The organism is Streptomyces sp. NPDC101393 (assembly GCF_044767385.1).
Taxonomy (GTDB): domain Bacteria; phylum Actinomycetota; class Actinomycetes; order Streptomycetales; family Streptomycetaceae; genus Streptomyces.
Genome location: NZ_JBIWNU010000001.1, coordinates 1,050,702 through 1,067,384 on the forward strand (window position 1 = coordinate 1,050,702; position 16,683 = coordinate 1,067,384).

The following is a 16,683-nucleotide window of genomic DNA, read 5'->3' on the forward strand; positions in this document are numbered from 1 at the left end:
CCCGTCCCTGACCTTTGCACCGGGCGTGCTGCCTCAGCTCTCGGGGTCCGCCCGGCGGAAGCCGTCCTTGATGTGGGAGAAGTACCTCTCGTACTTCGCCCATCCGGCGCTCGGCGCCGAGACGTAGATGGCGTACTCCTTGGCGCCCTCGCGGCCGAACCCGAGGTCGATCCCGCGAAACTCCCGGGCCTTGCCCTGGAAGGTGAACTCCCAGATGGCGGCGGGGTCGCCCTGGTAGATCGTGTCCTGGAGCCGCAGCCGGTGATAGATCGGGTACGACTTCTTCACGTCCGCCTCCACCTCCTTGAAGTGCTGGACCTGGTCGGCCGAGGAGAAGTCCAGGGCGTTGACCGTCAGCTGGGCGAGTTCGGCGTTGTTGGTGTAGAGGATCTGCCGACCGCCGTCCTTGACCACGCGCTTCCAGCCGTCGGGCACCGGAAAGGAGACGCCGAGCCCCCTCTCCTTGACGAGGTGGAAGCCTTCGGGGAGCGGCGGCGGCGGTCCGATGTCGTTGTCCGGGACGCTGGGCTGGACGGGGGTGCCGCCCGGGTCGCTCGCCAGGGCGGAGCTGTCGCGGTGCATCGCGTACCAGGCGGCGCCGCCACCGCCGCCCACGACGAGCACTCCGACGATGCTCCAGACCATGGTCCGGCCGTGGCGCTTACGGGGCGGCGCACCGGACGGCAGCACGTCCGTACGGTCATCGGCCGAGGTCCCGCCCCGGGGGCCGGCGCCGTCGGCGAGGTTCACCCGGCCCGTCACCGCACCGGAGCCGCTGACCGTGCCCGGGCCCGTGCCTGGAGCTGTGCTCGTGCCTGCCGTTGTGCCTGCGCCCGTGCCGGAGGCGATGCCGGCCGTCGGGCCGGTCCCCCTGATCCTCCCGGAGCCGGTGCCCGAGCCGGTGTCCTCGGTGCCGGCCCGCCCGGCCGTGTGTGCCACCGGGCCGGTCGGTGCCTCGGCCAGGCCGTCCGGGCCCGTCCCGGCAACGACGGTCCCCAGTGCCAGCGTCGGCCAGCCCATCTGCGCCGTGTCCGCTTCGCTCTCCGCCGCCCGCAGCGCCTGTTCCACGACCTCGGCGGTCGGCCGGCCCTCCGGCTCCTTGGCCAGCAGCGCCTCGATCAGCGGGGCGAGCACACCGGCATTGCTCGGGGGCCGCAACGGGTCCATGGCGATCGCGTAGGCCGTCTCGACCGCGGTGCTCTTACGGAACGGCGGCCGTCCCTCCACCGCCTGATAGAGCGTCGCGCCGAGCGCCCACAGGTCCGAAGCGGGCCCGGGGGTGCCGCCCTTGACCCGTTCGGGCGCCAAGTAGTCGATGGATCCGACCAGCTCGCCGGTCTTGGTGAGGGTGGACGTCCCGGTGGCGACCGCGATGCCGAAGTCGGTGAGCACGACCCGGCCGTCGTGCCCGAGCAGCACGTTGCCCGGCTTGACGTCACGGTGCAGCACACCGGCCGCATGGGCGGCACGCAGCGCGGCGATCATGCCGCGGCCGATGCGGGCGGCCTCCCGGGGCGGCACCGAACGGTTCTCGCGGGCGGCCTCCTTGATGGCGTCGCCGAGCGTCGAGGACGGCACGTACTCCATGACGATGCAAGGGAGCCCGGCGTCGTCCACGACGTCGTGGACCCCCACCACATTCGGGTGGTTGATCCGCGCCGCGGCCTGCGCCTCCCGGGTGGTGCGTTCATGACGCATCGCGAGTTCGTCCGCGTCGAGCTGGGGCGAGACATGGAGCCGCTTGACCGCCACCTGGCGCCCGAGGACCTCGTCCCGGGCACGCCAGACGGTGCCCATACCGCCCTGCCCTATCCGCTCGACCAGGCGATACCGCCCGACGACCAGTCGCCCTTCGTCCACCGACGCCGCCTCCGTCACCGCACGCCCCTCCGGAAACCCGTACGTATACAGGGCGCAACGATAGTCGCCAACACCGGCGGAACGACCTCCGGCCACCGCCCTTGCCGCCTCGCGTTCCGTGGTGCGGCGCGCCCGCCGGGCGATATGCGAACCCGCGGGGGATATCGGGTCGGCCCGCGGCGGTCTCGTGGGTCTCAGGGCAGATCTCAGGGATCTGCCAGGGTTTCCACGGATGCCGCGATTCCGTCTCGCTTGTCACCATGGGTCCATGAACGAAGCAGCCCGCGCCGAGGAGTCGGCCTCCTCCGACGCCAACGGCCCCACCCCGCCGACCGTCCCGCTGCGCCGCAGCCGGCGGCACAAGGTGGTCGCCGGGGTGTGCGGCGGGCTGGGCAGGCAGTGGGACCTCGACCCGGTGATCTTCCGGATCGTGCTGGCCGTCCTGTCCATCGGCGGCCTGGGCCTCATCGTCTACGGCTTCGCCTGGCTGATCATCCCCCTGGAGGGCGAGAAGGAGAACGAAGGCCGCAGGCTGCTCTCCGGCCGGGTGGAGGGCTCCGCCCTGACGGCGTTGCTGTTCGCGCTGGTCGGCTGCGGCCTGTTCCTGACGAGCCTCGGCAGGGGCGGCACGATGCCCTTCGCCATCATGCTGACGCTCGCGGTCGCGGGCTCCGCCTACTGGTCGCGCCGGCGCCGGCACGCCGAGGCCGAGGGGCCGGAGTCGATGGACGCCGCCACGGCACAGGCGGTCGCCGACGCCCCGCCGGAGACCAAGGCTCCCCCGGCACCGAACAGCCCTTCCTGGTGGCGCGATCCGCGCTCCACGGACACGGTGTCCGGCCCCGCCTATCTGTGGGGCCCCGACCTCCCGCTCGACCTCACCTACGAGCCCACCCACGGCCAGGCCGCCGGCCCCGGATGGCCCGGTCACCGGCCCGGCGACCGAGCCGGTGCCGGTTCCCGCCCGACCGCGCCGCCCCGCAGCACCCGCACTCCGCGCAGGACCCGGGCCGGCCGCCCCATCGGCGGTTGGACGTTCCTGCTGGCGCTGTTCGGCGGCGCGGGCACCGCCCTCGCCGTCTCCCGGCACGACGGCCTCGCGCTCTCGCTCCAGGCGGGCCTCGCCTGTGCGCTCGTCGTCCTCGGCCTGGGCCTGGTCCTCAGTTCCTGGCTCGGCCGGACGGGCGGCGGCACGGTCTTCATGGTCGTACTGACCGCCCTGCTCCTCGCCGGCGCGACGGCGCTGCCCGACAGCATCACCACCAACGTCCAGCACCGCACCTGGTCCCCCAGCAGCGTCGGTGCCGTCCAGCAGCGCTATGAACTCGGCTCCGGGGAGGGCCTGTTGGACCTCAGCGGACTGCCCCTCAAGGACGGCCGCACGGTCCGCACCAGTGCCGAGGTGGGTGCCGGGCGTCTCCAGGTGACGCTGCCTCAGGGGGTGACCGCGCGGCTCCGGATCTCCCTCGGTCTCGGCGATCTCCAACTGCCGGGCGACGCACCCAATGATGTCGACATCTCCGCGGGCGGTGAGCGGACGGTCTCGCTGCCCGCCGAAGGCCTCAGGAAGGGCGAGAAGCCACACGGCACACTGGACCTGACCCTCAAGGTCGGCGCCGGCCGGCTCGACATCCGCCACGCCACGCCTGCCTCCGGCCCACCCAGCCGCCCGTCCCCGCCCGTCGCGCCATCCGCCCCGGCCGCCCCCACTCCGCCAGCCGCCCCGACCCGCCCGGGAGGTCACTCGTGAAGCGCCACCCCTTCGAACCGGCCCGGCTGATCTCAGGAATCGCCGCCATCACCGTCGGCACCGGCTACGGCCTCGACGCCCTCGGCGTCTGGAATGCCCCCGGCCCCTGGCTCTTCTTCGTCATCCCGGCCGGCCTGATCCTCTCCGGCGTCACCGCCGCCATCTGGGCCACGACGCGCCGCCACAAACTCGCCCACCGCTCATGACGGGGGCGGGGCGGGTGATGGGGCGGGGCGGGTGATGGGGAGGGGCGGGTGATGGGGAGGGGCCGGTGATGTGAAGGGGAAGGGCAGGGGGAGAGGCACAGTGAGTGGCTGGTTGACGGGTGGCCGACGGCGTGAGGTACCCGATGAGGTGCGGATGTGGACGGCAGGTACCAGGTGAGGTGCGGGCCGTCAGGCGCGGCTGCCAGGCGCGGGCCCACCAAACGCTGACCGCCAAGCACGGGCCCACCAGACGCGAGCCGCCAGACGCGAGCCGTCAGACGCGGGCCAACAGGCACGGCCCACCAGACGCGGGCCATCAGGCGCAGACCGCCAGGCGTGCGCCGCGCCAGACACGGGCCGGCAGACGCTCGCAGTAGCGAAGACGCCCGCAGTCAGGCGCTCGCAGCCGTCCTCATCCGAAGAGCTGGGCCCCATGGCGTTTGCGGCGGCCCGCCATTGCGGCGTCGAGGGAGAAGCGCGGCGCTCCGGCCAGCGCCAGCGGCAGCCAGGCCATGAGATAGGCGAGGTCGTTGCCGTAGTAGTACGGCGTGGTCGACCAGCTCATGGTGAGCCACAGCGTCAGCGAGATCAGCACCCCGCCGAACGCCGCGAGGCGTCCCAGCAGCCCGACGAGGGTACCGAGACCGACCGCCAACTCCCCGACGGCGATGGCATAGCCGAAGCCCACCGGGCTCCTCTGCGCCAGATCCACCAGCTGCGGCAGCGCCGCCGTGTCATGCACCTGAGTCAGCAACTCACCGAGCGAGCCGGTGCCTGAGGCGGCGAGGAAATGGGCATCCAGCAGCTTGTCCAGCCCCGCGTAAAGGAAGGTGGCACCGAGGAAGAGACGCAGCGGCAGCAGCGCACCGCGCGCCATCCGGCCGCGCAGTCCGTTGCCGGCGGCGCCGCCCGTTCCTCCCAAGTCGGCACTGATCGTGCGATCCGCGTGAACCATGACGTCCGCCTCTCCATCGCGACCGGGCGCAGACGATTGTGCCCGCGCCCACGCCTCTTGGGGAGGTACGTACGAACGTGCACACGACGTTCACCAGACCGGTGCATGTCAGGAAGCCCGGCACGCAGACCGGCCGCGCCCCAGCACGTCCCGGCACGTCCCAGCACCGCTCGGAGCGCCTCGGAACTCCTCAGGACACCTCGGGACACTCAGCAAGCCCGCGTGCTTCTCGGCCGCGCCCGGCCCGCCCGGCCCCCTCTGCCCCTGACGCCCTCGGCTCTGGAAGCTCCAGGCTCGGCCCCGGTCCTGGAAGCCCCATGCCTGGCCCCGGTCCTGGAAGCCCCCAGCCGGGAAGCCCCCGTTCCCGGACACCCCGGCAGCCAGCGGGAAGCCCTGGTTCCTGGTTCCTGGGCCCAGGTTCCTGGTTCCCGCTCAGTCCTGGACGTCGATCGGGTAGCCGTCCGTTTCCACGCCCGCCGCCGTGACGACGCAGACCTCGACCCGGCCCGGTTCGACATCGACCGGTACCGGCACGGTCAGGACGCCGTCCGTCGGGTTGCCGAAGCCCCCGGACACCGGGACCAGGGGGACCGGGACATGCACCCCGCCGATCCGTACGACGGTACGGGCGAGCCGGTCCGGGGTTCCGGCGCCCGGCGGGACGAAGCCGGTGCCGCGGATCTCGATGTCGTCGCCGGTACGGATCGGGGCGGCGAGATCGCCCAGCTCCCGGGCCCTGACCACCGACAGGATGACCGGCCTGCCCCCCTCCAGCGCCTTCCCCGCCAGGTACGCCGCCCCCGAGAGTGCGACCAGGAAGGCCAACCCCCATGGCACATGAGGGAGTTCACCGGGATGTCCCGCCAGCCGGACCAGCGCGAACGCGATCACCACCGCGTTCAGCAGCAGATACTGCGCATCCGTCCAGCTGCCCCGTCCGTGGTCATCCGCCAACAGGTCGACGGCCCGCGGGCGTTCGGCGGAGACCTTCTGCGCCCGTCCCGCCCGGACCCGGCCGGCGACCAGCCCGTGCGCCGCCACGGCCACCGCCATGCCGACCGCGAGAACCGTCAACAGCCCTGCCGAGTGCGCGAGTTCCCCACCGCCCAGGAGGCGCTCCCGCGCCCCTCCCCCCGCGCCGCCGATCGCCGGCCGCACGGCCGCCATCAGAACGGCATAGAACGCCAGCATGACCCAACCGGCCGCGACCGTACGCGAGGTGGACAGCCGTCCGTCCACACCGACCAGCGGCGCCAGCGCCCCGCCGTGCGCATGCTGGCGCCAGGCCGCCACCGTCAGACCGAGCGCCGGCACGACGGCCGCGACCAGTCCCGCCGTACGGCCCGGAGTCCAGCCGCCCCCGATGGCGGTCAGCGCCTGCCCGATCAGCAGGGCCACCACCGCACCCCACACCACCAGCACGGTGCGCCGCCGTACGACCGCCAGCCAGGCGACCCCTTCGGCGGCACCGCGAGCAGCCAATCCCTTTGCTGACAGGGCGAGTTCGTCGGACACCCATTGGCGGGCGGCCCCGGCGGAATGGGCGAGCCCGGCCGGCACACCCCGCCCGGCGGCGAACTCCTCGCGCAGCGCGATGAACGCGGCGACCGCCTTCTGGTGCCCCGCGCGGGCGCCGTGCGGACACCGCCCGCACAGGCAGGTGCCACCCGTACCACCGTCCGCACCGGCCCCCGGTTCGCCCGATCCGGTCACTCTGCCCGCCGCATCAACCGACACGTCCGCTACCGCCCTGCCGCCACTCGTCGCCAACTTCTCTGCTGTGCCGGGGAATTGTGCCTCACCCTGCGGGTCTTACCCCTAAACGTCCAGCTGGTGGAGGGTGGCGAAGCCGGGCGGCGCGTTGACGAGCGCCCGCCGGGAAGCCGGATCCGCCGACCAGGCACCGGTCACGCGCCGGCCACGCGCCGGACGGCGGACCCGCCGGACGCCCGGCGGACACCCACCGGCACACACACGGCAGCCCCCACCCCACCTCCACCCCAACCCGTCCCCTCCCCCGGTACGCACACGCGGCGGCCACCGTGTGCGCACTATCCGCTTTTCCCACCATTTGAGGGAACCCATGGATCGCCGCGGCTGAACCGGCGCCGCACTGCGCAGACTTTGGCCGTGTGCCAACTACACGGACTTCCCAGGGTGGGTGCCGGCCTCGCCACCACCGCATTCCTTCTGCTGACCGGGATCAGCGCAGTACTGGCCCCGGCATCCTCGGCGACAGCTCACGAGAGGCAGGGCGCGGGACCTGACACCGGGCACGCCGCGCGGAGCGGCACCGCGCACGGCGCGGAACGACGAGCTCCGGCGACATCGGCCACACCAGCGTCCTCGTCGAACACATCGACCCCGTCGACCACATCGTCGTCGTCATCGACCTCGTCATCATCGTCGTCCTCGGCGTCCTCGGCGTCCTCGGCGTCCTCGTCGACAGCGAACGGCGACAACTGTGCGTACGCCGGGACGAGTCCACCCGTCGACGTGCCGACCGGATTCCCCATGCCGCACGGCTGGCACTTCCCGTGCGCGAAGCCGCCCCCGCCTCCCCCGCACAAACCGGCCCCCCGCCCACACCCGCCCGCGGTCACACCGCGCCCCGCCCCCGAGCCCCGGGCGCCGTCCCCCCCGCCCCCGCCGCCCGTCCGCCACACGCCGCCCGCCCCACCACCGCGCCCGGCGAAACGTGCCCCCGCGCCCCTCCAGGTCTCCCCGACGCCCCAGCTCCCGCGCAGCTATGCGCCGGTGACACACAAACCGCACGACGGGCGCTCCATGGTGACCAGGACCCTGCTGATCACCGCCCCGGCCGTACTGGCCGGAGCCGCCCTCCGCCCCCGTTCGAGCTCCTCGTCCGGTTCCGCCGGACGCCGTTCCTCGTAGGAGATCCCATGTCGCAATGGCTGGTACTGGCCCTCGCCATGGCCGCTGCCTGCGGCGTCGTCCTGGCCATCACGGTGCTCAAGCAGCGCCGTATCGGCGAGGACGACGACCCGTCCGAAACTCCCGATGTCATCGAATACATGACCATGATGGTGGGGGTCGTCTACGCGATCGTCCTGGGTCTGGCGATCGCCGGGGTCTGGGAGGCCCGGAGCGCCGCGGAGGACACCGTGCGCACCGAGGCGCAGGCCCTGCATGAGGTCAGCGCGCGGGCGCGGGCCTACTCGCCTCCGGTGCGCGACCAGATCCGCACGGACGTCGATCGCTATGTGACGTACGTGGTGAAGAAGGAGTGGCCGGTCATGGCCGAGCAGGGCGAACTCACCGCGCACGGCGCCGATCTGCTCACCAAGGTCCGTGCCGACGTCACCGACCACCACCCCCGCGACAGCTTCGAGGAGCAGTCCTACCAACCCATCGTCGACCAGCTGGCGGTGGCGGACGGGGCGCGCAACGCCCGTGCTGACGCGGCCGGTTCGACGCTGCCGTCGGTCGTCTGGTTCGGGTTGATCATCGGTGCCGCCATCACCATCGGTTTGATCTTCACCCTGCAGATCCGGCGGTCGGGGCGGGAACTGCTGATGGCCGGCCTGTTCAGTGCGCTGATCGCCTTCCTGCTCTTCCTGGTCTGGGACTTCGACGCACCGTTCAGCCGCGGTATCGCCGCCGGCGTCGATCCCTTCACCGCACTGTTCCCGCACGCACTCTGAACCCGCCCTCGGCCGGGCCGTCCACCCGACGGCCCGGCCGGGGCACATAACCGCCCGGCCGGGGCATTCGACGGCGTCCTAGTCGAACAGGTCCGGTTCGCTGCGCGCCATCTGCTGGTACAGCGGCTGGTAGTTGATCCATGCGACCAGGTCGTTGCCGAGCTGCTCGCGCGTGTGGACGGCGTTGTGGTGGTCGATGAGCACCGGCTTTCCGGCGGCCTTCGCGGCCAGCTGCACCTGGCAGGACCGCTCCATCGTGATGAACCACCAGGCCGCCGCGTCCACCGAATCGCCGACGGTCAGCAGACCGTGATTGCGCAGGATCACCGCCTTGTGCGGGCCGAGGGCCGCCGCGATCCGGCGGCCCTCCTCCTCGTCCACGACGACACCCGTGTAGGCGTCGTACAGCGCATGGGATTCGTAGAAGGCGCAGACGTCCTGGGTGATCGGGTCCAGCAGCTCCCCCAGGGAGGACAGCGCCCTGCCGTGGACGGAGTGGCTGTGGGCCGCGGCGATGACGTCCGGGCGCGCCTGGTGGACCTGCGAATGGATCGCGAAGGCCGCCTGGTTGACGTGGTAGCGGCCCTCGACGACCTTCCCCTCGTGGTTGACCAGGATCAGGTCGCTGACGGTGATGTGCTTGAAGGACATCCCGAAGGGGTTGACCCAGAAGCAGGTCGTGAACTCCGGGTCGCGCGCGGTGATGTGTCCCGCCACGCCCTCCTCGAAGCCGAAGCGCCCGAACAGGCGCAGTGCCGCGACCAGGCGTTCCTTGCGGTACCGCCGCTCGCCCTCGATCGTCTCGTGTGTCGGCGGCATCGCGAACTGCAGCTGCTCGGTGGGTATCGGCGTCGGTTCGGGCATCGCGGCTCTCCTCCTGGCACGTTCGGCACACAGCACTCGGTGCGGAAGCTACCCTCCGGTACTTCAGGAGGCCAGGCCCCCGACGAGGACGAAGGGGCGAGTTCCGCGGGAGGCGGTTCACCGGCGGCGGACGTACGGGCCGAAGGCCCGCGGCGGCGGTAGGGCCCTGAGGGCGTCAGTCGCGGCCGTACCCGCTCAGCAGCTCCACCCCGCGCAGCAGCGCCGAGTGGTCCAGGGCGCCGTCGCCGCGGGCCACCGCGGAGGCGATGAGCTGGGCCGTGGTGGCGCCGACCGGGAGACCGGCACCGACGGTGCGGGCGGCGTCGGTGACGATGCCCATGTCCTTGTGGTGCAGCTCCAGTTTGAAGCCGGGGGTGAAGTCCCGCGCCAGGATGTTGGCCTTCTTACGGGTCAGGACCGTGGAGCCGGCCAGCCCGCCGTTGAGGACGTCCAGGGCGGCGGCCAGGTCGACGCCGGACTTCTCCAGGAAGACCACGGCCTCGGCGACGGCCTGCAGATTCACCGCGACGATCAGCTGGTTGGCGGCCTTGACCGTCTGGCCGGCACCGTGCGGACCGCAGAGCACGACCGTCGTGCCGACCGCGTCGAAGACGGGCTGCGCCGCGTCGAAGTCGGCCCGGTCGCCACCGACCATGATCGACAGCACGCCCTCCACGGCGCCTGCCTCGCCTCCGGAGACGGGAGCGTCCAGCACCCGGAGGTCCTTGCGCCCCGCGGCCTCGGCCAGGTCGATGGAGGTCTGCGGGGTGATCGAGGACATGTCGATCAGCAGGGTGTCGGGCCGGGCGTTCTCCAGGATGCCGTCGGGGCCGTACGCGACGGCTTCCACCTGCGGCGACGCCGGGACCATCGTGATGACGACGTCCGCGTCGCGGACCGCCTCCGCGATCGACGCGGCCTCCGTGCCACCGGCGGCGACCAGGGCGTCCGCCCGGCCGGGGCTGCGGTTCCAGCCGCGCACGGTGTGCCCGGCCTTCGCGAGATTCACGGCCATGGGGCTGCCCATGATGCCGAGGCCGAGGAATCCGATGGTGCTCATTGCGCGCTCCCTCTGCTGACTACTGCTTCCGCATAATGGATTTATCCAATCACTATACGGAAGTCATCATGGGATTCGCCGCCGCGCACGTCAATCCTCAAACGCCGGCGCCGCCGCTCAGAACTGCTGCTGAGCGGCGGCGCCGGCGTTCCACGGACGACCCTGGCAGGGGTCAGACCCTGGCGGGGGTCAGATCCTGGCAGGGGTCACTCCCACTCGATCGTCCCCGGCGGCTTGCTGGTGACGTCGAGGACGACGCGGTTGACTTCGGCGACCTCGTTGGTGATCCGGGTGGAGATACGGGCCAGCACGTCGTACGGCATCCGCGTCCAGTCCGCGGTCATCGCGTCCTCGGAGGACACCGGGCGCAGCACGATCGGGTGGCCGTAGGTGCGGCCGTCACCCTGGACGCCGACCGAGCGGACGTCGGCGAGCAGCACCACCGGGCACTGCCAGATCTCGTGGTCGAGACCGGCCGAGGTCAGCTCCTCGCGGGCGATGGCGTCGGCCTCGCGCAGCAGGTCGAGGCGGTCCTTGGTGACCTCGCCGACGATCCGGATGCCCAGGCCGGGGCCGGGGAACGGCTGGCGCTGGACGATGGCGTCCGGCAGGCCCAGCTCGGTGCCGACCATCCGGACCTCATCCTTGAAGAGCTGCCGCAGCGGCTCGATGAGCTCGAACTCGATGTCGTCGGGCAGTCCGCCGACGTTGTGGTGGGACTTGATGTTGGCGGTGCCCGTGCCGCCGCCGGACTCGACGATGTCCGGGTAGAGCGTGCCCTGGACGAGGAACGAAACGGACTCGCCGTGGGCACCGGCCTCGGCGACCAGCTCCGCCTGGGCCTGCTCGAAGACGCGGATGAACTCGCGCCCGATGATCTTCCGCTTCTGCTCGGGGTCGGACACCCCGGCGAGGGCGGCCAGGAAGCGCTCCTCGGCGTCGACGACCTTCAGCTGGACGCCGGTGGCGGCCACGAAGTCCTTCTCGACCTGCTCGGACTCGCCCTTGCGCTGCAGGCCGTGGTCGACGTAGACGCAGGTCAGCTGCTCGCCGATGGCCTTCTGCACGATCGCGGCAGCCACCGAGGAGTCCACGCCGCCGGAGAGCCCGCAGATGGCCCGCTTGCTGCCGACCTGCTCGCGGATCGCGGCGACCTGCTCCTCGACCACGCTGGTGGTGGTCCAGTTCGGCTCGATGCCCGCGCCGCGGTAGAGGAAGTGCTCCAGGACCTGCTGGCCGTGCGTGGAGTGCATGACCTCGGGGTGGTACTGGACGCCGTAGAGCTTCTTCTCGTCGTTCTCGAAGGCGGCGACCGGGACGACGTCGGTGGACGCGGTGACGGTGAAGCCCTCGGGGGCGGCGGAGCAGGCGTCGCCGTGGGACATCCACACCGGCTGCTCGGCGGGGGTGCCCTCGAAGAGAGTGGAGCCGGGACGGGAGACGGTCAGCGGGGTGCGGCCGTACTCGCGGGCGCCGTTGTCGTCGACGGTGCCGCCCAGGGTGGTGGCCATGAGCTGGAAGCCGTAACACATGCCGAAGACGGGGACACCGGCTTCGAACAGCGAGCGGTCGAGGCTCGGGGCGCCTTCGGCGTAAACCGACGAGGGGCCGCCGGAGAGGATGATCGCCTTCGGGTTCTTGGCGAGCATCTCGGCCACCGGCATGGTGGACGGCACGATCTCGCTGTATACCCGGGCCTCGCGGACGCGGCGGGCGATGAGCTGGGCGTACTGAGCGCCGAAGTCGACTACGAGGACGACGTCCGGGGCGGCGGCAGGGGGTCCTGATGGCACTTCGGCGGCCTTCCGGCGGTGTGGAGCAGGGGTTGGACTTTCGATTCTAACGGGCTCATACTGAGCGCCATGTCCAAGCAGATGACCTTCGTCTTTACCTATGGCACCGGCCCAGCCGGCTGCCATGGTCACGCTGCTTGATTCACTGACAAGCAACTTCCCAGGCGCCCCGGGCCGAAATGGTCCGGGGCGTCTGCGTCTGTCCGGACCTGATCATCGGCTCCGGGGCCACCACCCCAGGAGATTCGGACATGAGCACCGAGACCAGCGCCACAGCCACCGCCACCGCCGTCGCCGGCACGACCCCCTCCACCGCGGGATCCGGCGGCCCCGACACCGGAGCGCGCACCCCGCGGGCGGCCGGGGCGATCACCGACGCACGCACCCGGATCGACGATCTCGACGGCCGGATCATCGGCCTCGTCCAGGAACGGATGGCCGTCTCGGCCGTCATCCAGCGCGAGCGCATCGGCTCGGGCGGGCGCCGGGTGAACCTCTCGCGCGAGATGGAGATCCTGGCGCACTACCGCGACCAGCTGGGCAAGCCCGGCACGGCGCTGGCGATGACCCTGCTGGAGCTCTCCCGCGGCCGGATCTGACCCGCCGGGGGACGACGAGGGGCCGGGCCCGACGCGGTCTGCAGCTGGCCGGAAACGTGCGTTGTCCTGACGCACGGGCACGGCGCGCGGCAGCGGCACGCGCCCCCCTTCAGCGGCCGCATCTGAGTTCGGTTGCCGTCTCACCCGTACGGCGCGTGACCGGCCACCGAGAGGGTTCGTTGTTCCCGGTGCCACGCCAGCCAGGCGCGGCCTGCAGGACTACGCGTAGACGCCGCCCCATGGGCGGAACCCCGGAGCGATGAGACGCCGGCCGCTTGCAGCGGTCCGCGTCGTGGGACCTCGTTCCGGTGCCGTGACCGGTCAGCAGGGGACAGCAGCCCGGTCACATCCGATGGGGTGGTCGGTCCTGGGGACGCCCGGGACCGACCGCATCCGGTCGAAACGGTTGCGCCGGATGAGGCGTATCCAGCACGATGCTTGACGAGTCACTCACCGCGCCTGGTGTGGACCTCGGCATTGCCATTGGTCCAACCACCGCGCGGCCCGCACCATCGAGCACAACCCCTGAACCAGCGGCGCTATCCCCCCCCAGCGCCGCCCCTCGGTGCCGACGCTGCCCTGACGCCGGCACCGAAAGCCAAGGGCCCCGTGGCCGTCCGCACCCCCCTCGCGGACGGAATCCCGGGGCCCTTCGCTATGAGTGGCCTGTGCGTCCCCTGTCGGGTGCCTGTGTGACGGCTGTGGCCACTGTGACGCGTATCACGGGAGCGCGTCCGGTCGAAGCGGACAACCATTTCCGGCCATGGCCGGTCATGTACCTGCAATCGCACGGCCCTACCGCGCCCCACCGCGACGGCCCGACCCAACGTGTGCCGCCCTGCGGCATTTTGGACCCGAGAGGTCTTCTCGATGAAGCTTCGCCGTGCCCTGACGGCTGCCGCAGCGACGGCCGTCATCGCCCCCGCCGCCCTGATGGCGGCCCCCGCCGCGTACGCGACGACCGGCCCCGGGACGGAGACCAGCGCCGAACCGGCACCGGCCACGCCCTCCCCGGAGCAGACCGGCGACACCGGCGAGACCGGCGGCGACACCTCCGGCGGCTCCGCCACCCCGGCCGCAACTCCCGGTTCCGGTACGGGAACCGAGCCGGACAAGGGCGCCGGGACCGATGGCGGAAGCGGTACGGCGACGGACCCGGCCGATCCGGCCGGCCCCGCCTCCCCCGGTGGTACCCCCGCGCCCCCGACCACACAGGCGCCGTCCCCGGACCCGTCGGACGACCCGCAGTGCGAGGTGGACGCGGCCGGTATCAAGGTCGACGTCGCCGGTCTGCCCTCCCAGCTCGTCGCGGGCGGAGCCTGGTCGCGCTTCAGCGTGCGGCTGGCCAACACCACCGACCGGGCGCTGGACGAGGTCTTCCCGGTCATCTACGCGGTGCCGACCGCCGACATGGACCACCCCGGGACCCAGCTGGACCTGGAGTACCAGGACCCGGACACCGGCAGGTGGACCGCGTTCGACGAGTGGACCAGCGGCCGGTACTTCGGCTGGTTCCAGCTCGACCCGCACCGGACCGCCGAGCTCACGCTGCGCATCCGTGCCGACAAGGGCGCGAAGGCCGGTGACGGCTTCGCGCTGGTCGCCGGGGATTACCTCAACAAGGACGGCTCCTGCGGCTGGTCCGAGGAGCAGTGGTACGACTTCACGATCCTGCCCGCCGACAGCGAGCCGGGCCAGGTCCCGCCGGCCAAGCCCGGCAAGCCCGGCAACAAGACCGGCCCGCAGGGCAGCACGAAGCCGGTCAACTCCAGCAAGCCGCGGGACGATCTGGCCGAGCTGCCGGTGACCGGCAACCTCGCCGAGACCGGCGCCTCCTCCGCGCTGCCGGCGATCGGCCTGGTCGGCGGGATCGCGATGGCCGTGGGCGCGGGCGCGGTCTTCGTCGTGCGCCGCCGCAGGACGGACGGTGCCGGCGCCGCGTAACAGCGGTCGCGGGCAGCCGCGTTGAGGGGCCGCACCGGTCTGTCCGGTGCGGCCCCTCAATGCGTCCACCCTGTCAGGACTCCTGGGCGCGGGCCGGCTCCGTGGTCTGCTCCGGCTCGGGCGTCGCCGGGGACTTCCTGGGCGGGACCGCCGGGACGGCCAGCAGCGGCAGATTCAGTGCGCCGAAAGCGTCGTCGGGGACGGCGGGGCTGACCGGCGCGACCGGGTTCAGCCGCCGGTACGCCTCGCCCTGGGCCGGGCGCGGGTCCTTCTCACCCTTGTTCGGCCACAGCGACATCGCGCGCTCGGCCTGTGCCGTGATCGTCAGGGACGGGTTCACGCCGAGGTTGGCGGAGACCGCGGCACCGTCGACGACCGAGATGCCCGGGTGGCCGTAGAGGCGGTGGTAGGGGTCGATGACGCCGTGGTCGGCGTCCTCCCCGATCGGGCAGCCGCCCAGGAAGTGTGCGGTCAGCGGGGTGCCCATCAGCTCGCCGACGTTGCTGCCGGCGAAGCCGTTGATCTCGTCGGCGATGAGCGTGGCGGCCTCGTTGGCCTCCGGGATCTGGTCGGGGTTGGGCGCACCGTGGCCCTGCCGGGCGGTGAGCAGTCCCTTCCCGATGCCGTCCGTCTTGCGGTACGTGGTCAGGGAGTTGTCCAGGGACTGCATGACCAGGCCGATGATGGTGCGCTCCGACCAGCGGCGGTTGGAGAGCGAGTACATCATCAGGACCGGGTGCCGTACGCCGCGCCCGACCCAGGACAGCGCGCGCGGCACACGGCGGGCGGCGAGCGGCACCTGGAGGATGGACATCGCGCCCATCGCGTTGGAGCCCTTGCCGTAACGGACCGGCTCGATATGGGTGTTGGCGTTGGGGTGGATGGACGAGGTGATCGCGACGCCGCGGGTGAAGTCGGGGGTGCTGCCGTACTTCTTGCGGTAGCGGCGGTTGTTGGTCTGCGAGCCCACCAGCGCTTCGGAGTTGGTCCGGGTCAGCTCGCCGAGCTTCGCCGAGATGCCGGGCAGCAGACCGCTGTCCTTCATCTTGTGCAGCAGGGTCTGGGTGCCGTAGGTGCCGGCCGCGATGACGACCCGGCGGGCGGTGAAGGTACGGCCCCGGCCCTTGCGCTTGTTGTCGGTGGGGAGGGTGGCGACGGCGAAGCCGCCCTGCGAGTCCTCGGTGACGGTGACGACGGAGGTCATCGGGTGGATGACGGCGCCGCCCTGCTCGGCGAGGTGGAGGTAGTTCTCGTTGAGGGTGTTCTTGGCGCCGTGCCGGCAGCCGGTCATGCACTCGCCGCACTCCGTGCAGGCCCTGCGTGCGGGGCCCTTGCCGCCGAAGTAGGGGTCGGGGACCTCGGCGCCGGGGGCGGCCTTCGCCTTGCCGCCGGCGTCGTCGCCGTCGCCGAAGAAGACGCCGACCGGCGCCATGTGGAAGGAGTCGCCGACGCCCATCTGCTGTGCGGCATCCTTGAGATGGACATCCGCGGGCGTCATGGTCGGGTTGAGCCGGACGCCCAGCATGCGCTTGGCCTGGTCGTAGTAGGGCGTCAACTCCGCGTGCCAGTCGGTGATGTGGCCCCACTGCTGGTCGTCGAAGAACTGCTGCGGCGGCACGTAGAGCGTGTTGGCGTAGTTGAGCGAGCCGCCGCCGACCCCGGCGCCCGCGAGCACCATGACGTTGCCGAGCAGGTGCACACGCTGGATGCCGTAGCAGCCGAGGGCCGGGGCCCACAGGTAGTTGCGGATGTCCCAGGAGTTCTTGGGCAGGGTGGCGCGGGTGAAGCGCCGGCCGGCTTCGAGGATGCCGACGCGATAGCCCTTCTCGGTCAGCCGCAGGGCGGAGACGGCGCCGCCGAAGCCGGACCCGACGACGAGGACGTCGTAGTCGTAGCCGTCCTCCTGCTCGGGCGCCCGCGCGTGCTCCGGGTCCTGATTCTGGACAGAGTTCTCCTGAGACACTGGCTCTCCCTGGTGATTCGGTCG

Annotated in this window: 13 protein-coding genes; 5 read left to right on the forward strand and 8 right to left on the reverse strand. The window is 71.8% G+C overall.

Going from position 1 to position 16,683, the window contains the following annotated elements; all coding sequences use genetic code 11:
- Window positions 1-33: 33 nt before the first annotated feature.
- On the reverse strand, window positions 34-1,797 hold the full coding sequence (locus ACIRQ7_RS04500; RefSeq protein ID WP_404260111.1) for a serine/threonine-protein kinase: 1,764 nt from the start codon (window positions 1,795-1,797) through the stop codon (window positions 34-36).
- A gap of 331 nt (window positions 1,798-2,128) precedes the next feature.
- Here ACIRQ7_RS04500 and ACIRQ7_RS04505 point away from each other — a divergent pair, with 331 nt between their 5' ends.
- Together ACIRQ7_RS04505 and ACIRQ7_RS04510 are read left to right on the forward strand one after the other, a co-directional pair.
- On the forward strand, window positions 2,129-3,610 hold the full coding sequence (locus tag ACIRQ7_RS04505; protein WP_404259769.1) for a PspC domain-containing protein: 1,482 nt from the start codon (window positions 2,129-2,131) through the stop codon (window positions 3,608-3,610).
- Window positions 3,607-3,816 (forward strand): hypothetical protein, encoded by a 210-nt coding sequence (locus tag ACIRQ7_RS04510; RefSeq protein ID WP_404259771.1) that lies wholly within the window; start codon window positions 3,607-3,609, stop codon window positions 3,814-3,816. The genes ACIRQ7_RS04505 and ACIRQ7_RS04510 overlap by 4 nt, the downstream gene beginning before the upstream one ends.
- Before the next feature lie 412 nt (window positions 3,817-4,228).
- Here the strand turns inward: ACIRQ7_RS04510 and ACIRQ7_RS04515 are convergent, their stop codons facing one another.
- From ACIRQ7_RS04515 to ACIRQ7_RS04525, 3 genes are all read right to left on the reverse strand, one after another.
- Window positions 4,229-4,771, reverse strand: coding sequence for a TQO small subunit DoxD (locus ACIRQ7_RS04515; RefSeq protein ID WP_404259772.1), 543 nt, complete (start codon window positions 4,769-4,771; stop codon window positions 4,229-4,231).
- Between the two features lie 432 nt (window positions 4,772-5,203).
- On the reverse strand, window positions 5,204-6,484 hold the full coding sequence (locus ACIRQ7_RS04520; RefSeq protein ID WP_404259774.1) for a hypothetical protein: 1,281 nt from the start codon (window positions 6,482-6,484) through the stop codon (window positions 5,204-5,206).
- Window positions 6,485-7,011: 527 nt separating this feature from the next.
- Window positions 7,012-7,287 (reverse strand): hypothetical protein, encoded by a 276-nt coding sequence (locus ACIRQ7_RS04525; protein ID WP_404259775.1) that lies wholly within the window; start codon window positions 7,285-7,287, stop codon window positions 7,012-7,014.
- A gap of 387 nt (window positions 7,288-7,674) precedes the next feature.
- Between ACIRQ7_RS04525 and ACIRQ7_RS04530 the strand changes: the two genes are divergently transcribed.
- The gene (locus ACIRQ7_RS04530; protein ID WP_404259776.1) at window positions 7,675-8,436 is read left to right on the forward strand and encodes a hypothetical protein; all 762 of its coding nucleotides are present in this window, start codon (window positions 7,675-7,677) and stop codon (window positions 8,434-8,436) included.
- 78 nt (window positions 8,437-8,514) lie between these two features.
- Here ACIRQ7_RS04530 and ACIRQ7_RS04535 read toward each other — a convergent pair whose 3' ends face one another.
- The 3 genes from ACIRQ7_RS04535 to guaA all read right to left on the reverse strand — a co-directional run bounded on the left by ACIRQ7_RS04535 (window position 8,515) and on the right by guaA (window position 12,153).
- Window positions 8,515-9,333 carry a class II aldolase/adducin family protein gene (locus ACIRQ7_RS04535; protein WP_401463701.1) on the reverse strand — a complete coding sequence of 273 codons (819 nt, stop codon included), beginning with the start codon at window positions 9,331-9,333 and terminating at the stop codon, window positions 8,515-8,517.
- A 142-nt stretch (window positions 9,334-9,475) separates the two neighbouring features.
- Entirely contained in the window at window positions 9,476-10,405 is a 930-nt protein-coding gene (locus ACIRQ7_RS04540) for a 2-hydroxy-3-oxopropionate reductase (RefSeq protein ID WP_404260113.1), read from the reverse strand.
- 161 nt (window positions 10,406-10,566) lie between these two features.
- Entirely contained in the window at window positions 10,567-12,153 is a 1,587-nt protein-coding gene (gene guaA / locus ACIRQ7_RS04545; RefSeq protein ID WP_404259777.1) for a glutamine-hydrolyzing GMP synthase, read from the reverse strand.
- Between the two features lie 251 nt (window positions 12,154-12,404).
- Here guaA and ACIRQ7_RS04550 point away from each other — a divergent pair, with 251 nt between their 5' ends.
- Window positions 12,405-12,752, forward strand: a complete 348-nt coding sequence (locus ACIRQ7_RS04550) for a chorismate mutase (protein WP_404259779.1) — start codon at window positions 12,405-12,407, stop codon at window positions 12,750-12,752.
- An 870-nt stretch (window positions 12,753-13,622) separates the two neighbouring features.
- Window positions 13,623-14,696, forward strand: a complete 1,074-nt coding sequence (locus ACIRQ7_RS04555) for an LPXTG cell wall anchor domain-containing protein (protein WP_404259780.1) — start codon at window positions 13,623-13,625, stop codon at window positions 14,694-14,696.
- Between the two features lie 73 nt (window positions 14,697-14,769).
- On the opposite strand, the gene ACIRQ7_RS04560 is transcribed toward ACIRQ7_RS04555, so the two are convergent.
- Window positions 14,770-16,659, reverse strand: coding sequence for a GMC oxidoreductase (locus tag ACIRQ7_RS04560; protein ID WP_404259781.1), 1,890 nt, complete (start codon window positions 16,657-16,659; stop codon window positions 14,770-14,772).
- Window positions 16,660-16,683 lie beyond the last annotated feature (24 nt).

Coding starts and splice junctions, on each gene's coding strand:
- ACIRQ7_RS04550 (WP_404259779.1), top strand. CDS start 12,405: ATGAGCACCGAGACCAGCGCCACAGCCACCGCCACCGCCGTCGCCGGC.
- ACIRQ7_RS04525 (WP_404259775.1), bottom strand. CDS start 7,287: ATGGGGAATCCGGTCGGCACGTCGACGGGTGGACTCGTCCCGGCGTAC.
- ACIRQ7_RS04555 (WP_404259780.1), top strand. CDS start 13,623: ATGAAGCTTCGCCGTGCCCTGACGGCTGCCGCAGCGACGGCCGTCATC.
- ACIRQ7_RS04515 (WP_404259772.1), bottom strand. CDS start 4,771: ATGGTTCACGCGGATCGCACGATCAGTGCCGACTTGGGAGGAACGGGC.
- ACIRQ7_RS04505 (WP_404259769.1), top strand. CDS start 2,129: ATGAACGAAGCAGCCCGCGCCGAGGAGTCGGCCTCCTCCGACGCCAAC.
- ACIRQ7_RS04500 (WP_404260111.1), bottom strand. CDS start 1,797: ATGGGCACCGTCTGGCGTGCCCGGGACGAGGTCCTCGGGCGCCAGGTG.
- ACIRQ7_RS04530 (WP_404259776.1), top strand. CDS start 7,675: ATGTCGCAATGGCTGGTACTGGCCCTCGCCATGGCCGCTGCCTGCGGC.